We start from the raw sequence: 18,309 nt of genomic DNA, 5'->3' as shown, positions 1-18,309 counted from the left end.
TGCTGGGATAAGGTGACCTACCGGCTGCGCCACTTAAGACGCGGAGATAGCGGGAGATTACGCCATGCCGGCAATCGTCCTTATCGGCGCCCAGTGGGGCGACGAGGGCAAAGGTAAAGCCACCGATCTACTCGGTGGTCGCGTGCAATGGGTCGTTCGATACCAGGGCGGCAACAACGCGGGACACACCGTGGTGTTGCCCACCGGGGAGAACTTCGCCCTGCACCTCATCCCCTCGGGCATCCTCACACCCGGTGTCACCAACGTCATCGGCAACGGTGTGGTGGTGGATCCACGGGTACTGCTCGCCGAGCTCTCCGGTCTTGAGGACCGCGGGGTGGACACTTCGGGGCTGTTGATCTCGGCTGACGCGCACCTGCTGATGCCGTATCACGTCGAGATCGACAAGGTCGTCGAGCGGTATGCGGGCAGCAAGAAGATCGGCACCACGGGCCGCGGGATCGGTCCCTGCTACCAGGACAAGATCGCCCGCATCGGCATCCGGGTCGCCGACGTGCTCGACGAGAAACTGCTGGCCGAAAAGATCGAGGCCGCACTGGAATTCAAGAACCAGGTGCTGGTCAAGATCTACAATCGCAAGGCGCTCGAGCCGGCCGAGGTGGTCGAGAACCTGCTTACCCAGGCCGAAGGTTTCAAGCACCGTGTCGCCGATGCCCGCCTGCTGCTCAACCAGGCCTTGGAGCGTGGTGAGACCGTGCTGCTGGAGGGTTCGCAGGGCACCTTGCTCGACGTGGACCACGGCACCTATCCGTTCGTGACGTCGTCGAACCCGACTTCCGGCGGTGCCGCGGTGGGCTCCGGCATCGGCCCCACCCGCATCACCACCGTGCTGGGAATCCTCAAGGCGTACACGACGCGCGTCGGGTCGGGTCCGTTCCCGACCGAGTTGTTCGACGACCACGGCGCCTACCTCGCCAAGACCGGCGGTGAAGTCGGGGTCACCACCGGCCGGGCCCGGCGCTGCGGCTGGTTCGACGCCGTCATCGCCCGCTACGCCACTCGGGTCAACGGCATCACCGACTACTTCCTGACCAAACTCGACGTGCTCTCGAGCCTGGAGACCGTGCCGGTGTGTGTCGGCTACAGGGTCGACGGCAAGCGCACCGACGAGATGCCGATGACGCAGAGCGACATTCACCGCGCCGAGCCGATCTACGAGGAGTTGCCCGGTTGGTGGGAGGACATCTCGACCGCGCGTGAGTTCTCCGACCTGCCCGCCAAGGCGCGGGACTACGTGCTGCGGCTCGAAGAGCTTGCCGGCGCGCATGTTTCGTGCATCGGCGTGGGCCCAGGCCGCGACCAGACGATCGTGCGACGCGACATCCTGGCTGCGAAGTGACGGGGCCGAATCCCTACGTCGAACAGCATGGCGGTTTCCCGGTATTCACGCCCGCCGACCCCGGACCGGGCTTCGGTCGGTTCGTAGCCGCGATGCGCCGCGCGCAGGATCTCGCGGTGTCGGCCAACCCGGACGGTGACGTCTGGGACGAGGCCGCCGACCGGGTCGAGGAACTCGTCAAGTTGCTCGCGCCGTATGAGGCGGCCGAGGGAGTCGGCCCGGCCAATCGAGTGCCGTCGCTGCTAGGTGCGGGCAGCCTGCTGATGCCGCCGTGGACGGTCCGCAAGTTCGACCCCGAGGGCGTCGAATTGCAGGTCGAATTCGGCCGCTACTACGTAGGCGGCAACTACGCCGTGCACGGCGGGGTGCTGCCACTGTTGTTCGACTCGGTGTTCGGCATGGTGATCCACGCGGCCGGACGACCGATCAGCCGCACCGCGTTCCTGCATGTCGACTACCGCAAGGTGACACCGATCGACACGGTCCTGACCGCCCGCGGCTGGGTCCGGGAGGCCGAGGGGCGCAAGGCATTCGTCAACGCCGAATTACGTGACCCCGATGGCAATCTGCTCGCCGAGGCCAACGGCCTGATGGTCAGATTGCTGCCCGGCCAACCCTGAGCCGTGCCAGTATGACGCGGTGATCCAGCAGCATCTGCACCGATTGTCGACGCCGCGCGCGGCCGCCTTGGCCGGCGTGTTGTTCGCGCTGCTGTTCGGCACCGCCGTCGTGATGATCTGGTCGGCGCTGCCGGAGGGCGATGCGCCCGGTACCCAATGGACCGTCACCGGCAGCGTGCACATCCGGTTGGCCTCGGCACTCATGCCGTTCGCCGGTATCGCTTTCCTGTGGTTCATCGGTGTGGTGCGCGACGGCTTCGGACACTACGAGGACAAATTCTTCGCGTCGGTGTTCCTCGGTAGCGGCCTGCTGTTCCTGGCCATGGTGTTCGCCTCGATGTCGGTGGGAATGGCGTTGGCGCACAGCAGCACACACGTGTCCGATCAGTCGGCCCGCACCGAGGTGGTGGCTTTCGCGACCATGCTGCTGGTTGCGTTCAGCAAGACCTATGCCGTCCGGATGGGTGCGGTTTTCATGATCTCGCTAGCCACTATCTGGCTCAAGACGGGATTGATGCCGCGCTGGCTGGTTTGGAGCACCTATGCGATGGCGGCGGCACTGTTGATCGCCGCTGACGTTTCGCTGTGGCTGGGTCTGGTGTTCCCGGCCTGGGTGCTGGTGGTCAGCTTGTTATTGCTCGTGCGGGCCGGGGTGATCGGTGGAGACCAAGAACAACTTCTCCGAAAATGACGCGATGGCTGCTGCCGGCTCAGCACCGCGAACCAGGACAGTCTCCTCAATCCCGGTTCAGCGTCGCCTCTTCCAGGTCGAGCCCGCGCAGCACGGTGCGGAGCACCTCGTCGTCGATGTGACCGGCGTCGCGCTCGGCGACGAATGTCTTTCGTTCGGCGGCAAGCATTTCCAACCGTAACCGGCGGAACGCCGAGGTGGGGCTCTCTCCGATATCGGCGTCGTCGCGGCCCAGTTGTTCCCAGGCGGCGTTGCGGCGCCTGGTGTTCCAGGCTCGCAGGATCTCACCGGCCCGTTCCGGCACGTCGGCGCCGGGAGGCGTTTCGGCCAACAGCTCGTCGAGCCGGTCGGCGGCGGCTCTGGCCGCCCGGTCCTGGGCGGCCGCGGTGGCGATCGCATCGGCGTGGGCCTCATTGCCTTGCACCCCGAGCACTTTGATGAACCACGGCAGGGTCAGGCCGTGCAGGAGCAGGGTTCCGACCACCACGACGAAGGTGAGGAACACCAGCTGCGGGCGGCCGGGGAACGGGGCGCCGGACAGCGTCGTGGCCGGGACCGCGAACGCCGCGGCCAGTGACACCACGCCGCGCATGCCGGCCCAGGCGAGGATGAACACCTGGCCGGGAGTAGGCGCGGGCTCGCGGGCCCGCAGTTTCTCGGACAGCAGCCGCGGAAGGTACGCGAAGCAGTACACCCAGACGATCCGCACCATGATCACCGCCAAGAGCACCGCCGCCGACGAGATCGCCAGCGTGGCCGCCGAGATTCCGGTGAGTTCGCCGATCACTTTGGGCAGCTGCAGCCCGATCAGGAAGAACGCGAATGACTCGAGCACCAGCTGCAACGCTTTCCACACCGCGTTGTCCTGCAGCCGGGTCGCGTAGCCGGCCTCGGTCTCGCGCTGCCCGAGCAGCAGGGCCGCCACGACCACCGCGATCACCCCGGAGCCGTGCACTTCCTCGGCCACGAGGTAGATCGTGAACGGTGCCACCAGGCCGATGGCGCTTTCCGCGAGCGGATCGTCGAGCCGGGTACGGATGTAGTGCACGACCATGCCCAGCGTGATGCCGGTCACGATGCCGCCGACCGCGGCCAGGGCGAAGGTGCTCAGGCCGCGCTGCCAAACCGAGGACGACCCGATCTCGCCGCCCACCGCAACGGCGAGCGCCACCTTGTAGGCGGTCAGCGCGGTGGCGTCGTTGAGCAGGCTCTCCCCGCCGAGCAGCGTCATGATGCGGCGCGGCAGGCCCAGGCGGCGGCCGATCGCCGTCGCCGACACGGCGTCGGGAGGGGCCACGATCGCACCGAGCGTGAGTGCTGCGGGGATGGTGAGCTCGGGCACGGTGTGGAACGCCACGACCCCGACGACCAGCGTGGTGGCCAGCGGCAGTCCGATCGCCAGCAGGCCGATGGTTCTGATGTTCTTGCGCATTGCCAGGTAGCTGCTCTCCAGCCCGGCCGACCACAGCAGCGGGGGCAGGATGACGTACAGCACCAGCTGGGGATCGAGGTGGACGTCGTGGAGAACCGGGATCGCGCTCGCGGCCAGCCCTGCCACCACCAGTGCCAGCGGCGCCGAAATGTCGCAGCGGCGAGCCAGGGCGGCCAGCAGCACAGAGACCACCAAGGCTGCCAAGAGTGAGACACCCACGTCGTCGATCCTCCTTCGCGTCCGGCTCCTATCCTTGATCAACATGTTGAGGAGATCACGCCGGCAGGAGCCGAACGCGGTGCCCGAGACGTGTGAGCACCTTGCCGCTGCCGTGGACGAACCCGAACCGACAACTCCTGGGCGGTGTCAGGAATGCGCGGAGGACGGTGAGAACAACTGGGCTCACCTGCGGATGTGCATCACGTGCGGGCACGTCGGCTGCTGCGATTCCAGCCCGCACCAACACGCCACCGCGCACTTCAAGCAGAGCGGTCACGCCGTCATGCGCTCGGCCGAACCCGGCGAGAGCTGGCGTTGGTGCTATATCGACCATCGTGTCGGATGACGATCTGGCAGGCTGGGGGACGCGATGAGTGACTCGATTGACGCAGCCCTGGAAGAAGCCGAATCGGAGCAGGAAACCTCCGCTGTTCGGGAGGCGGTAGAGCAGCCGGAGCCGGAGGTGGTGGATCCCGACACCCCGCCGGCGGCAGAGACGACGGCAGAAGCCGAGCCCGAGCCCCAAGAGCCCGCGCCACCCGTGGCGCGTCGGCCTACGGTGCTCATGCTGGGCGCAGGTGAGTCCGGCCGCGAGCTCGCGCTTGCGTTCGAGCGGCTGGGCGTGGCCGTCGTTGCCGTGGACCGGGGGGACGACACCGAAGAACTCACCGCGCTGATCAAGCGGGAACGTCCGCACTATGTGGTGACCGAATCGGGGGCAGTCGCCGCGGACGCGTTGATCGCGGTCGCCGAGACGGGTGACAGCGAGGTGCTGCCGACGCCGCGCGGTATCCGACTCAGCCAGGACCGGGAAGGCCTGCGGCGCCTGGCTTCCGAAGAACTGGGTTTGCCGACGGTGCCGTTCTGGTTCGCCGGGTCGGTCGATGAGCTCGAGGCCGTCGCCGAGCACGCCGGTTACCCGTTGCTGGTCAAGCCGGTGGCAGGACCGTGTCGTACCGGACAATCGGTGCTCCTGCGCCCCGACGATATCGAGCCGGCCTGGGAGCGCGCTACCTCCTCGGGCGGCGTTCAACGGGTGCTGGCCGAGTCTGTGGTCGAGGTGGAGCACCAGATCACCCTGCTGGTTATCCGCACTACCGGGCCCGCAGGCCCAGGCATGCACTTCTGTGAGCCGATCGGTCATCGCGAGGGCGACGATGACGTGTTGGAAGCGTGGCAGCCGCAGCGACTCACACCGGCAGCCATGGACGGCGCGAAGTCCATCGCCGCGCGCATCGTCAACTCCCTGGGCGGGCGCGGCGTGTTCGCGGTCGAGCTGCTGGTGCAGGGTGACGACGTGTACTTCGCCGATGTCCAGGTCCGGCTCGAGGACAGCGGGCTGGTCACCGTGCGTTCGCAGCGGCTCTCGCAGTTCGAGCTGCACGCCAGGGCGATCCTCGGCCTGTCCGTCGACACCATCATGATTTCGCCCGCAGCCGCCGAGGTCAGCTATGGCGTCGGTGATTCCGACGCCGCGGCGGACAATGTCACCGCGGTGCTCGCCGACGCGTTGGCGACCTCGGAAAGCGACGTGCGGCTGTTCGGCCCCGGTGACGAATCCGACGGCCGGCATCGGCTCGGGGTGGCCCTGGCCACCGCGCCGGATGCGATCGTTGCTCGCGACCGGGCCCGTCGGGTGGGCACTGCCCTGCGCAAGCTTTTCTCGTGACGGCCGACGAGCCGGTCGACCGGCCGACCATGGCGCCGTTTCTGGGGGCGTTGGCGATCTTTGCACTCGTCGTGATTGGCATTGTGGTGGCCAACCTGCCCGGCGGTGGTGACGGACTGTCCGAGGAACAGCGGGTGGGCCGGGCCGCGGTGGGGCAGAACGATGCCATGCAACGCGAGAACTGGGGCTCGTTCACCGACTACACCTGTCGCGATCAGCGGGGTAACGAGGCTGATTTTCTTGCCCGGCAACGTGATTCGGTGGCCAAGCACGGCGCCCGGTTTGTCGACGACGTGAAAGGCGTGCGGATCGACGGTGACCGGGCCACGGGCACCGTCGTCTACCACTTCGACAAGGCGCCTGATACGAAGGTTGATGCCGAGACCACGTTCGTGCGCGAGGACGGCGCATGGCGCGTCTGCTCGGGTGTGAAAGACTCACGGCCGTGAGTTATGCCGGAGATATCACGCCGCAGCAGGCTTGGAAACTGCTGAGCGAGGACCCCCGCGCCGTGCTGGTGGACTGCCGCACCGACGCCGAGTGGCGGTTCGTCGGCGTGGCGGATCTGACCCAGCTGGGCCGTGATGTGGTCTACATCGAGTGGAACCGGACCGACGGCAGCCACAACGATGCGTTCATGGCGGATCTCCAGGAGAAAATCGGCGCCGAATCCGGTGCGCGCCCTGTGGTTTTCCTGTGTCGCTCCGGCAATCGCTCGATCGGTGCCGCCGAAGCTGCGACCGCCGCGGGCTATGCCCCGTCCTACAACATGCTCGACGGCTTCGAGGGCAACCTCGACGAGAACCGCCACCGTGGCGGCACCGGTTGGAAGGCCGTCGGCCTGCCATGGAGGCAATCGTGAGCTCACCGGAGGTGCATTCCGTGCGGATTCCCGCACAGTTGCCGGATGGCCTGAGTCAGGCCACCATCGGCGTGCGCGGCGGCGTGCTGCGGTCGGAGTTCGAGGAGACCGCGGAGGGGCTGTTCCTCACGTCGGGATACGTCTACGAGAGCGCGGAGGCAGCCGAGAAGGCGTTCACCGGCGAGATCGACCGGTTCGTCTACTCGCGGTACGGCAACCCGACCATCGCGATGTTCGAGGAGCGGTTGCGACTCATCGAGGATGCTCCGGCGTGCTTCGCCACCGCCACCGGCATGGCCGCGGTGTTCACCTCGCTCGGTGCGCTATTGGGTGCAGGTGACCGCCTGGTTGCGGCCCGCAGCCTGTTCGGTTCCTGCTTCGTGGTCTGTAACGAGATCCTGCCCCGGTGGGGTGTGGAGACAGTGTTCGTCGACGGCGAAGACCTCTCCCAGTGGGAGGAAGCGCTCTCGGTGCCGACCCAGGCGGTGTTCTTCGAGACGCCGTCCAACCCGATGCAATCCCTGGTCGACATCGCCGCGGTGTGTGAACTCGCGCACGCTGCCGGGGCAAAAGTAGTGCTGGACAACGTTTTTGCCACCCCTCTGCTGCAGCAGGGCATGCCGTTGGGCGCCGACGTCGTGGTGTATTCGGGCACCAAGCACATTGACGGTCAGGGCCGGGTGCTGGGCGGTGCGATCCTCGGCGACAAGGACTACATCGACGGCCCGGTGCAGAAGCTGATGCGCCACACCGGCCCGGCGATCAGCGCGTTCAACGCCTGGATACTGCTCAAAGGCCTTGAGACTCTTGCGGTCCGGGTGGATTATTCCAACCGTTCGGCGCAGACAGTCGCAGAGTTCCTGGAAGGCAAAGCCGGGGTGAACTGGGTGAAATACCCGTTCCTGCAATCACATCCGCAATACGATCTGGCCAAGCGGCAGATGCGGGGCGGTGGCACCGTTCTGACTTTCGAGCTTGAGGGCGGCAAGGAACGGGCCTTCGAGATGCTCGACAAGCTGCGCATCATCGACATCTCCAACAACCTGGGCGACGCGAAGACGCTCGTCACGCACCCCGCCACCACGACCCACCGCGCCATGGGGCCCGAGGGACGCGCGGCGATCGGCCTGGGCGACGGCGTGGTGCGCATCTCTGTCGGCCTGGAAGGCACCGAAGATCTGATCGCCGACCTCGACCAGGCCCTGAGCTGAGCGTGTCCCGCGCATCCGACGCCAAGAAGGCCCGCCGCAAGAAGCGGCAGACCACCCAGGAGTCGCGCTGGGTCCCGCACGAGGTCGTCGAGCAGTTGTCGGCGATCCAGGAAGTCGGCCAAGAAGCCATCGTGGCGGACCTGGTCGAGTTCGATGAGCGAATCACTGAGCGCGGCTGGGTTTTTGACGAGGAAACCTCCAACGACGACGTAGCGGCGTGGTTCTACGAACCGTCCGGTGCCGAGGTGGACGACGGCCTGCCCGTCACGTCGTTGTGGCTCGACGCGGCCGAGGACGGCGCGATCGTCAGGGTGGTGTTCGTTGGCCGCACCGACAGCTACGAGTTCGGTCACGACGAGTTCGTCGAGCACCTCGACGCCATCGAGACCTATCGCGCCGGTGACCTGGTCCCGGAGTTCACCTTCTAGCGCGAGCAGACGCGGCGGTCCCCGACACGCCGCGTTTCGGGGACCTCAGTGCCTGCTCGCCAGTGAACCTCGCCAGTGAACTTAGCCCTCGATGATGCCCCGGGCGGCCTGGGCCCGGTCCTCATAGCTCTTGCGTTTGGCGGCGTCGTAATCCAGGAACACCGTGTCGAGGCCCAGCGCCTTGTTGAGCCGGCGGCGCCCGCGGGGAGGCAGCAGCTGGGCGGCCTGGGCGATGAAACGCAGCGGCGGCGGCACAGACACGTGGGTTTTGGGTTTGTTGAGCGTCTTGATGATCGCCGCGGCGATGTCCTCGGGCTCGACCGGCTTGATGGGCCCGCTGGATTTGGTGCCGGTGATCAGGTCGGTGTTGGTGAACGGCGGCATGACCACCGACACGTTGACCCCGTGTGGGGCCATCTCGTCGGCGAGCGCGGTGGACAGGCCGACGACCGCGTATTTGGCGCCGACGTAGACCACCTGGCCCGGCAGCGGGATGAGGCCCGACAGCGAGGCGATGTTGATGACGTGGCCGCTGCGACGCTTCACCATGTCCGGCAGTGCGAGGCGGCATCCGGTGAGCACGCCGTACACGTTGACCTCGATGGACGACCGGATCGACTGCTCGCTCTGGTCGAGGAACGGGCCGATCGGCATGACGCCGGCGTTGTTGATCAGGACGTCGATGTGGCCGCCGCCGTCGGTGCGAGCCTTGTCGAGGAAGGCGGCGAAGGACTCCCGGTCGGTGACGTCGAGCGGATAGCCCGAGACCTCGCCGAGCTTGGTCAACTCGACGACCGCCGACTCCTGCAGCGCCACGTCCCGATCACCGATCACGACGCGAGCACCGCGGGCCAGCAGTGCCGCGGCGGTGGCATAACCGATACCGCGGGCAGCGCCTGTGATCGCGATGGTCTTGCCCCTGATGTTGTCCATGGCGGCGAACTTTACATGTGTCAAGTTTTGAGTGGAAGGGCCGGCGGTTGTCCTCGGCGGCCGATGTCGACGCCCGTGATCCACTGATCAACCATGTCGGGTGATGGCTTCCCGCACCGCCTCGGCGATCGGTCCGCGCCACACCGGGCCGTGTCCCGGCACCAGCACGTCGGTGTCGAGCCGGCCCAATACCTTCAGGCTGCGCAGGCAGGCCGCCTCGTCGTGATTGAACAGCGCGGGCAGCAGCTGCGGACCGGGCCGCGTTATCAGCGGGTGCCCGGTAACCAGAGCGTCCCCGCCGACCAGGACGCCGTCGACGATGAACGAGCAGTGTCCACCGGTGTGTCCCGGCGTCGGGACGGCCACCGGCGTGCCGGGCAGTCCGGATGCCACCTCCGGCGTGAGGGCCGCTGCGGTGGGTATGCCCGAATGATCCAACCCGCCGTTGGCGATCAGTGCCGCCGTCCATTTGAGCCAACGCGGCTGCCAGATGTGCTTGGCGACGTCGGTCGGCGAGGCCTGCTCAAGATAGTCACGTTTGGTGTGGCCTACCTCTTCGGCGTGGCAGAACACCGGTGTGCCAAGGGTTTTCGCGAACCAGATGGCCGACCCGAAATGGTCGATGTGGGCGTGGGTCAGCACGATCGCGGTGATGTCGTCGGTGCCGAAGCCGAGCTGCCGCACCGAGTCCAGCACGTCGTCGCGCTGGCCCGGATAGCCGGCGTCGATCAGCAGCACACCGTCACCGTCGGTCACCAAAGTCCAGTTGACCAGGTCGGTTTGTGCGACGTGCACATGCTCGGTGATCGCGCTCAGAGCTGCTGCCATGCCGCGAGTCTATGGACTGGAGTAGAAACAAATCGTGGCTGAACTCAAACTTGGTTATAAGGCTTCTGCAGAGCAATTCGCGCCCCGGGAACTGGTCGAGCTGGGGGTGCTCGCGGAAGCGTCGGGGATGGACAGCGCGACGGTTAGCGATCATTTTCAGCCGTGGCGCCATGAGGGCGGGCATGCGCCGTTCTCGCTGGCCTGGATGACGGCCGTGGGCGAACGTACCCAGCGTTTGGTGCTGGGCACGTCGGTGCTGACCCCGACCTTCCGCTACAACCCCGCGGTGATCGCGCAGGCTTTCGCGACGATGGCGTGTCTGTACCCGGAGCGGATCTTCCTCGGCGTGGGTACGGGTGAGGCGCTCAACGAGATCGCGACCGGCTACGCCGGCGAATGGCCGGAGTTCAAGGAACGTTTCGCGCGGCTGCGCGAGGCGGTCAAGCTGATGCGTAAGTTGTGGCAGGGCGACCGCGTCGATTTCGACGGCGAGTACTACCGGCTCAAAGGCGCCTCGATCTACGACGTGCCAGAGGGTGGTGTCCCGGTGTACATCGCGGCCGGTGGTCCCGTGGTCGCCAAGTACGCCGGACGTGCGGGCGACGGCTTCATCTGCACTTCGGGCAAGGGGGAGGAGCTGTACAAGGACAAGCTCATCCCCGCTGTCGCAGAAGGTGCAGCGGCCGCGGGCCGCGATGTCGCGGCGATCGATCGGATGATCGAGATCAAGATCTCCTACGATCCGGACCCGAAGCTGGCGTTGGAGAACACCCGGTTCTGGGCCCCGCTGTCGCTGACGGCCGAGCAGAAGCATTCCATCGGCGATCCGATCGAGATGGAGAAGGCCGCCGACGCGCTGCCCATCGAACAGGTCGCCAAGCGCTGGATCGTGGCGTCCGATCCTGACGAGGCCGTGGCCAAGGTCGCTGAGTATGTGGGCTACGGCCTCAATCACCTGGTGTTCCACGCCCCCGGGCATGACCAGCGGCGCTTCCTCGAGCTGTTCAAGACCGACCTGGAGCCGCGCCTGCGCAAGCTCGGCTGACGGTCACCGTTGCGCTGGCGGAAGTGTCTTGGTCTAGGGAATGCTGGAGCGGTGCCGGATGGGAACATCGCGACCGCGATCTACGTAGCATCGCCTGAAGGGGATACCGGTAAGTCGACCATTGCGCTGGGGATCCTGCACCGGCTGGCCGCGACCGTGCCCCGGGTCGGAGTGTTCCGGCCCATCGCTCGGTTGGGCGAGGACCGTGACTACATCCTCGAACTGCTGCTGGCCGGCACCACGGCCGGATTGCCGTACGAAGACTGTGTCGGGGTCGACTACCAGCATGTGCACGAGGACCCCGACGCAGCGATCACCGACATCGTCGACCGTTTCCACCGCGTCGCCAACCGGTGCGACGCGGTCCTGATAGTCGGCAGCGACTACACCGACATCGCCACGCCCAGCGAGCTCAGCATGAACGCGCGCATTGCGGTGAACCTGGGTGCACCGGTGGTGCTCGCCGTCAAGGCCGCCGACCGCACACCCGAGGAGGTCGCGCACGTCGTCGAGGTGTGCCTGGCCGAGTTGAGCCATCAACATGCTCACGCCGCGGCGGTGGTCGCCAACCGGTGCGACCCGGCGCAGATGACCGCGGTGGCCGAGGCCCTCAAACCGCTCGGCACTCCCGCCTATGTATTGCCAGAGGAGCCTCTGCTCGTCGCACCGTCGGTGGCTGAACTGCAGGTAGCGGTGGACGGTACGGTGATCGCCGGCGACCCGCAGCTGCTGTCCCGTGAGGTGATGGGCGTGCTCGTTGCGGGTATGACGGCCGAGCACGTGCTGGAGCGGCTGACCGAGGGTGTCGCGGTGGTGACACCGGGCGATCGGTCCGACGTGGTCTTGGCCGTGGTGAGTGCCCATGCCGCCGAAGGGTTTCCGTCGCTGTCGTGCATCATCCTCAACGGCGGACTCGATCTGCATCCGGCCATCGCCTCGTTGGTGGAGGGACTGGGGCTGCGGCTGCCGATCGTGACCACCAAGTACGGCACGTTCGAGACCGCCAGCCGCGTGGCCGGCGCGCGCGGTCGCGTGACCGCGAAGTCGCAGCGCAAGATCGACACCGCGCTGGCCCTGATGGACCGCTACGTCGACGTCGGCGATCTGCTGGCGCAGCTGACCATCCCGATTCCGGCGGTGACCACGCCGCAGATGTTCACCTACCAGCTCCTCGACCGGGCTCGCTCCGACCGCAAGCGCATCGTGCTGCCCGAGGGCACCGACGACCGCATCCTCAAGGCTGCGGGCCGGCTGCTGCGGCGCAGCGTAGCCCACCTGACCATCCTCGGCGAGGAAAGTCAGATCCGTTCCCGGGCAGCCGAACTCGGGGTGGACATCGACGCGGCCGTCGTCCTCGATCCGCGCACCAGCGAGCTGTGTGATCGCTTCGCCGAGCAGTACGCCGAACTGCGCCGCAAGAAGGGCATCACCTTCGAACAGGCCCGCGAAACCATCCACGACGTCTCGTATTTCGGCACCATGCTGGTGCACAACAACATGGTGGACGGCATGGTGTCGGGAGCGGCGCACACCACCGCGCACACCGTGCGGCCGGCGTTCGAGATCATCCGAACGGCCCCCGGCATTTCGACGGTATCCAGCATCTTCCTCATGTGCCTGGCCGACAAGGTGCTGGCCTACGGTGACTGCGCGATCGTGCCGGATCCCACCTCCGAGCAGCTGGCCGACATCGCGATATCGTCGGCCCGCACCGCCGCGCAGTTCGGCATCGAGCCGCGCGTGGCCATGCTGTCGTATTCGACGGGGACCTCGGGTACCGGTGCTGATGTCGATAAGGTCAGGGTGGCAACGGAATTGGTGCGCCAACGCGAACCGGATCTGCTGGTCGAGGGGCCGATCCAGTACGACGCGGCCGTGGAGCCGTCGGTGGCGATCACGAAGATGCCGGACTCCCCGGTGGCCGGACGGGCCACGGTGCTGATCTTCCCGGACCTCAATACCGGCAACAACACCTACAAGGCGGTGCAAAGATCGGCAGGTGCCATCGCGATCGGCCCGGTGCTGCAGGGCCTGAACAAGCCCGTCAACGACCTCTCGCGGGGTGCGCTGGTCGAGGACATTGTCAACACGGTCGCGATCACGGCGATCCAGGCGCAAGGGGTGTCATGATGACGGACACCGTATTGGTGATCAACTCCGGCTCGTCGTCAGTGAAATACCAACTCATCCAACCTGATTCAGGGCAGCAGCTTGCGGACGGAATCGTGGAGCGTATCGGTGAGGATTCGTCGACGGCCACGTTGAAGGTCGGCGACCGCACATTGCGTCGTGAAGGTCGGATCGCCGATCATGAGGCGGCGTTGCGGCTGGCGTTCGAGCTGTCTGCCGAGGCGGGGTTGCGCCTCGACGATCTCGCGCTGGTGGCGGTCGGGCATCGGGTGGTGCACGGCGGCAAGACGTTCTACCGACCCGCTGTGATCGATGACGCGATGATGTCCAAGCTCGAGGAACTGGCTCCCCTTGCCCCGCTGCACAATCCGCCCGCAGTGGTCGGTATCGAGGTAGCCCGGCGCATCCTGCCCGACGTACCGCACATCGCGGTGTTCGACACCGCGTTCTTCCACGATCTTCCTGCCGCTGCGGCGACCTACGCTATCGAGCGTGAGGTTGCCGAGCGGTGGCACATCCGGCGCTACGGGTTCCACGGCACTTCGCATGAATACGTGAGCCGACAGGCCGCCGAGTTCATGGGACGGCCCTACGATTCGGTGAACCAGATTGTGCTGCACCTTGGTAACGGCGCGTCGGCGTCGGCGGTCAGCGGTGGCCGCGCCGTCGACACCTCCATGGGGCTCACGCCGCTGGAGGGGCTCGTGATGGGCACCCGCAGCGGCGACATCGATCCGGGTATCGTCGGTTACCTGTGCCGGACGGCGGATATGAGCATCGAGGATATCGACACCATGCTCAACCGCCGGTCCGGGCTCCTGGGCCTCAGCGGTCAGAACGACTTCCGTAAGCTGCACCAGCTGATCGAAACCGGCGACAACGCAGCGCAATTGGCGTACGACGTGTACATCCACCGGTTGCGAAAGTATGTCGGGGCATACCTGGCGGTGCTGGGAACCACCGACATCATCAGCTTCACCGCAGGCGTGGGGGAGAACGACGCGGCCGTGCGGCGGGACGCGTTGAGCGGATTGGCAACGCTGGGTATCGAACTCGATCCGGAACTGAACGAGAGCCCGTCGCGGGATGCCCGGCGCATCTCGACGCCATCGTCACCGGTCACCGTGCTGGTGATTCCGACCGACGAGGAACTGGCCATCGCCCGCGCCTGTGCGCAGGTGGTCCGATCCGCCTAGCGGTGGACGATTCTCGACGGAGTCACATCAGTCACATCCGTCCCGGCTCTGGAAAGGGGACTCGAGTTGCCCGCCTGTTAGCGACAAAGTCGCGGAAATCGCCACATCAATATCGCTGGTATCGTGCGTATCGCGTGAGTCAATCTCGCGCTCCACACAGGCACCATAAGAACGACTCAGCCTCACTGGTTACGTGCCCGCGCTGCGAGCGACAAAGTCGATAACAGTCGGGCACAGCATATTTCGGTGTTGATGTGGCTGCCGTGACTGCCGGTTCCGGTGAGATTCGCACCGCGGTGCCGCAGTGAACAGCGTTGCAGCTGAGGCGATTTCCGCGACTTTGTCGCTAACAGCCGGGCGCAACGTCCATGGTTTGCGAACAGTGACTGATGTGGCAGGTGGTTACAAAATCCCAGCGGGCGCCGGCCGGCTCCGACCACGGGCGTCGCGTCAGTTCAGAACGTGCTCATCGGCCGGACACTGTTGGCCAGATCCACCAGGGCATAACGATGGGACTGAGTCGGGGCTATCCGTGCGAGCGCCCGAAGCGATGCCTCGACGCCGAGCTTGAGTCCGTGCTCGGTGAACGGGAAGCCCAGGATGTGGTTGCTGCTGGCGGCGTTGTCGGCCAGCCAGTCCATCGCGGTACCCAGCACCAGCGCTCGGATCTGCAGCACGCGAGGCTCGGTGTCGGGCAGTGCCTCCACCCGTCGAGCCGCGTCGCGGATGTTCTGCTCGGTGATCTCACTGGTTGATCGCCCGGACAGCAGCGTGACCGCGCTCGTGAGCCGGGCCGCGGTGAAATGCCGTGAGGTGGGCGGGACTTCGTCGAGTGTCCGCACCGCTCCATCGCGATCCCCGCTGACCGACTGGGCCCGGGCCAACCCGAAGCCCGCGGAGAGGACGCCGTTGTCGGTGCCCCACACCGTCTTGTAGAAGGTCAGCTCGTCAGCCGTACCGGCCAGCTCGGCCGTCGCGGCCAGTGCTAGCTTGGGTGCCAGCTCACCGGGCAGGGTGTCCAGCACCTCGGTGAAATGCTTTGTCGCCGAATCATAGTCGGCAGACAACATCTCGGCGACCGCGCGGAACCAGATCAGACGCCAGTTCCAGCCGACCCGGGTAGCCAGATCGTCGAGTTTGCGGGTGGCCTTGGCCACGTCCCCCAGATCGAGCAGCGCGCGAGCCTCCATCAACGGCAACTCGACCGATTCGGACAGGTCGATGCCCTCGGCGTCGAGCGCGCCGTGACGTGCGGCGCGCAGCTGATCGAGGGTGTGCACCGGCTGACTCAGCACACTGGCCACCAGCACCGGCGCACCCACATCGGTGCGGTCGACCAGCGGCACCGGCAGCGCCCGGACGATCTCTTGTGCGGTCAGCTTTTCCGAGTGCACCTGGCCGTCGACGTACACGTCGGTGTGTGCGACGAGCAGATCCACCCCGAAGGTCGATCGTGACGGGCTGAACACCGTCGACAGGCCCGGGCGCGGCATCCCGCTGTCGGTGGCCACCACTTCGCGCAGGACACCGAGCAGCTGTGACGACATCTCCTCGGCCGTGGCGAAGCGCCGCCTGGGATCGGGATCGATGGCCCGGCGCAGCAGTCGCCCGAACGAGTCGTACTTGGTGAGCACCGGATCATCGGACGGCAGCCCGTCGACATAGCGGCCCTTGCGGGTGCGCAACTTCAGGGTCAGGGCGGCCAGGGTCCGGCCCACCGTGTAGATGTCGGTGGCCACGGTCGGCCCGGTGCGCACGATCTCGGGGGCCTGGTAACCCGGTGTGCCGTACAGGTATCCGTAGGAATTGAGCCGCGACACCGCACCGAGGTCGATCAGCTTGAGCTGTTCCTCGGTGATCATGATGTTCTCGGGCTTGAGGTCGTTGTAGGCCAATCCGATGGAGTGCAGGTAGCCCAGTGCGGGCAGGATCTCCATCATGTAGCCGATCGCCTCGGCGACCGGCAGCCTGGTGCCCTTGGCCTGCTTGAGCGATGTCCCTCCCACGTATTCCATGACGATGTAGCCGACGGGATTGCCGTGCTTGTCATCGTGTTCGACGAAGTTGTAGATCTTGACGATCCCCGGATGCGTCACCTCGGCCAGGAACTGGCGCTCGGCCATCGCGATGGCCTGCGCCTCGGCGTCGCCGGAATGCACCAGGCCCTTCAACACGACCGGCCGCTCGTTGACGTTGTGGTCGAACGCCAGATACACCCAGCCCAGGCCGCCGTGGGCAATGCACCCCTTGATCTCGTACTGGTCGGCGACTATGTCGTCGGGGGACAGTTGCGGCAGAAAGGAATACGCGCTGCCGCAGTTCGGGCACCACCCCTCCGACAGGGCCCGGCCGTCGGACGAGGATCGGCCGACAGGCTTACCGCAGTTCCAGCAGAACCGCTTCGATTCCGCCACCACCGGGTTGGTCATCAACGCGCTCAACGGATCTCGCTCGGGCACCCGCGGCATTTCCACCAGACCGCCACCCAACCGACGGATCGGCGAAACGATGCGTGTCGTCATGGTCCCGTGGTCGTATGCCTCGGTGTCGCCGAAAACGGAAGACTTGCCGCGCTCCTCGTCGTCGTCGAAGTCCGGCCGGAACACCGCTTGGGTGGCCATGGGCCGCACCGTTGACCGCGAATCTATGTCGAGGTCTTCGAGAGTGGCCGGCTGGGTACCGGGCTCCTCGTCGGGCTCCTCTGGGACTTCGGGTGGCTGTGTCATCAGTCGATGTACCTCGCGACGGGAGGGGAGGGCGCCGGGCCCAGCACCGTCAACCACTTGCGGTACAACGTGTTCCATGTGCCGTCGCGCCGGATACGTTCCAGCGTGCCGTTGACGAACCGCACCAGGCCGGTGTTGTCCAGGTTTACCCCGATTCCGTAGGGCTCCTCGTTCATGCTGGGGCCGACGATGTGCAGATAGGGGTCCTGAGCCACCAAGCCGGCCAGGATCGAGTCGTCGGTACTGACCGCGTCGGCCTGGCGCTGCTGCAACGCCACCAGGCAGTCGGCCCACGTCACCACCGAGACGATGATCGGCGCCGGGCTGATCTGCTGGATGCGTTTGAGCGACGTCGTGCCGTCGACCACGCACACGCGCTTACCGGACAGGTCCGAGGCTTGCGAGATGGTCGAGTCGCGCGGAGCCAGGATGCGTTGATTGGCCATCAGATACACCGTCGAGAAGTTGACCTGCTTGCGGCGCTCGCAGGTGATGGTCATGGTCTTGACGACGATGTCGACCTTCTTGTTCTGCAGTGCGGCGATGCGGTCGGCCGATGACAGGATCCGATACTCGACCTGTGCCGGGGTGCCGAAGATGTCGCGAGACACCTCGCCGGCGATGTCGACGTCGAATCCGGTGATCTCACCGGTGATCGGGTCACGGAAAGAGAACAGGTTGCTGCCGATGTCGAGCCCGACGACGAGGCGGCCCCGGTTACGGATGTCGGCAACCGCGGCGTCGGCGTCGGCCTTGTTGTTGAACGGGCGCAGGCTCGCGGTGCGGTCACACTCGTCAGCGTCAGGGGCAGGTACCTGCACCGGCTGCGGCGTGAGTTCCTCCATGCCGGCCGGCGTGGGCGGCGACAAGGTGAGCGCCGGGACGGTCAGAGCGGGCGCGGTCTGGCTGCAGCCGGCCACCATCAACACCGTCGCGAGCAGGATCAGAACTTTCCTCAT

17 protein-coding genes are annotated in these 18,309 nt (G+C 66.3%); 12 read left to right on the top strand and 5 right to left on the bottom strand.

All coding sequences use genetic code 11. The features are described from left to right. Positions 1-64 precede the first annotated feature (64 nt). Genes B133_RS0115580 through B133_RS0115570 form a run of 3 tightly spaced genes read left to right on the top strand, consistent with a single transcriptional unit; the run spans position 65 to position 2,671 of the window. On the top strand, positions 65-1,360 hold the full coding sequence (locus B133_RS0115580) for an adenylosuccinate synthase (RefSeq protein ID WP_018602386.1): 1,296 nt from the start codon (positions 65-67) through the stop codon (positions 1,358-1,360). Further along, positions 1,357-1,980: a PaaI family thioesterase gene (locus B133_RS0115575; protein WP_018602385.1), complete on the top strand. Its 624-nt coding sequence runs from the start codon at positions 1,357-1,359 to the stop codon at positions 1,978-1,980. The genes B133_RS0115580 and B133_RS0115575 overlap by 4 nt, the downstream gene beginning before the upstream one ends. A gap of 19 nt (positions 1,981-1,999) precedes the next feature. Next, on the top strand, positions 2,000-2,671 hold the full coding sequence (locus tag B133_RS0115570; protein WP_018602384.1) for a hypothetical protein: 672 nt from the start codon (positions 2,000-2,002) through the stop codon (positions 2,669-2,671). A 46-nt stretch (positions 2,672-2,717) separates the two neighbouring features. Here the strand turns inward: B133_RS0115570 and B133_RS0115565 are convergent, their stop codons facing one another. Next, positions 2,718-4,322, bottom strand: coding sequence for a Na+/H+ antiporter (locus B133_RS0115565; protein WP_018602383.1), 1,605 nt, complete (start codon positions 4,320-4,322; stop codon positions 2,718-2,720). 43 nt (positions 4,323-4,365) lie between these two features. On the opposite strand from B133_RS0115565, the gene B133_RS23785 reads away from it, so the two are divergent. Genes B133_RS23785 through B133_RS0115540 form a run of 6 tightly spaced genes read left to right on the top strand, consistent with a single transcriptional unit; the run spans position 4,366 to position 8,492 of the window. Then, positions 4,366-4,668: a UBP-type zinc finger domain-containing protein gene (locus tag B133_RS23785; protein WP_081618291.1), complete on the top strand. Its 303-nt coding sequence runs from the start codon at positions 4,366-4,368 to the stop codon at positions 4,666-4,668. Positions 4,669-4,692: 24 nt separating this feature from the next. Beyond that, positions 4,693-5,991: a formate-dependent phosphoribosylglycinamide formyltransferase gene (gene purT / locus B133_RS0115560; RefSeq protein ID WP_018602382.1), complete on the top strand. Its 1,299-nt coding sequence runs from the start codon at positions 4,693-4,695 to the stop codon at positions 5,989-5,991. A 29-nt stretch (positions 5,992-6,020) separates the two neighbouring features. Beyond that, positions 6,021-6,440, top strand: a complete 420-nt coding sequence (locus B133_RS0115555; RefSeq protein ID WP_051088128.1) for a hypothetical protein — start codon at positions 6,021-6,023, stop codon at positions 6,438-6,440. Beyond that, positions 6,437-6,853 (top strand): rhodanese-like domain-containing protein, encoded by a 417-nt coding sequence (locus B133_RS0115550; RefSeq protein WP_018602380.1) that lies wholly within the window; start codon positions 6,437-6,439, stop codon positions 6,851-6,853. Before B133_RS0115555 ends, B133_RS0115550 begins: the two co-directional genes overlap by 4 nt. Then, on the top strand, positions 6,838-8,064 hold the full coding sequence (locus B133_RS0115545; protein WP_018602379.1) for an O-succinylhomoserine sulfhydrylase: 1,227 nt from the start codon (positions 6,838-6,840) through the stop codon (positions 8,062-8,064). The genes B133_RS0115550 and B133_RS0115545 overlap by 16 nt, the downstream gene beginning before the upstream one ends. 2 nt (positions 8,065-8,066) lie before the next feature. Beyond that, entirely contained in the window at positions 8,067-8,492 is a 426-nt protein-coding gene (locus tag B133_RS0115540; protein ID WP_018602378.1) for a hypothetical protein, read from the top strand. Positions 8,493-8,573: 81 nt separating this feature from the next. Here B133_RS0115540 and B133_RS0115535 read toward each other — a convergent pair whose 3' ends face one another. Both B133_RS0115535 and B133_RS0115530 read right to left on the bottom strand, forming a co-directional pair. Continuing rightward, a complete protein-coding gene (locus tag B133_RS0115535) occupies positions 8,574-9,425 on the bottom strand; it encodes an SDR family oxidoreductase (RefSeq protein ID WP_018602377.1) in 852 nt (283 codons plus the stop codon). An 87-nt stretch (positions 9,426-9,512) separates the two neighbouring features. Beyond that, positions 9,513-10,253, bottom strand: coding sequence for an MBL fold metallo-hydrolase (locus tag B133_RS0115530; RefSeq protein WP_018602376.1), 741 nt, complete (start codon positions 10,251-10,253; stop codon positions 9,513-9,515). Between the two features lie 34 nt (positions 10,254-10,287). Here B133_RS0115530 and fgd point away from each other — a divergent pair, with 34 nt between their 5' ends. The 3 genes from fgd to B133_RS0115515 are packed head-to-tail and all read left to right on the top strand — an operon-like array spanning position 10,288 to position 14,624. Continuing rightward, a complete protein-coding gene (gene fgd / locus B133_RS0115525) occupies positions 10,288-11,298 on the top strand; it encodes a glucose-6-phosphate dehydrogenase (coenzyme-F420) (RefSeq protein WP_018602375.1) in 1,011 nt (336 codons plus the stop codon). Between the two features lie 51 nt (positions 11,299-11,349). Beyond that, positions 11,350-13,428 carry a phosphate acetyltransferase gene (pta, locus tag B133_RS0115520; RefSeq protein WP_018602374.1) on the top strand — a complete coding sequence of 693 codons (2,079 nt, stop codon included), beginning with the start codon at positions 11,350-11,352 and terminating at the stop codon, positions 13,426-13,428. Further along, positions 13,428-14,624 (top strand): acetate kinase, encoded by a 1,197-nt coding sequence (locus B133_RS0115515; RefSeq protein WP_018602373.1) that lies wholly within the window; start codon positions 13,428-13,430, stop codon positions 14,622-14,624. Before pta ends, B133_RS0115515 begins: the two co-directional genes overlap by 1 nt. Before the next feature lie 455 nt (positions 14,625-15,079). Here the strand turns inward: B133_RS0115515 and B133_RS0115510 are convergent, their stop codons facing one another. Next, positions 15,080-17,350 (bottom strand): serine/threonine-protein kinase PknG, encoded by a 2,271-nt coding sequence (locus B133_RS0115510; RefSeq protein WP_018602372.1) that lies wholly within the window; start codon positions 17,348-17,350, stop codon positions 15,080-15,082. Continuing rightward, complete coding sequence (locus B133_RS0115505) at positions 17,350-18,309, bottom strand: glutamate ABC transporter substrate-binding protein (RefSeq protein ID WP_018602371.1); 960 nt, start codon at positions 18,307-18,309, stop codon at positions 17,350-17,352. The genes B133_RS0115510 and B133_RS0115505 overlap by 1 nt, the downstream gene beginning before the upstream one ends.

This window comes from Mycobacterium sp. 155, from assembly GCF_000373905.1.
Classification (GTDB): domain Bacteria; phylum Actinomycetota; class Actinomycetes; order Mycobacteriales; family Mycobacteriaceae; genus Mycobacterium.
The sequence above is the reverse complement of the archived record's forward strand: the minus strand, read 5'-3'. Positions and strand labels throughout refer to the sequence as shown.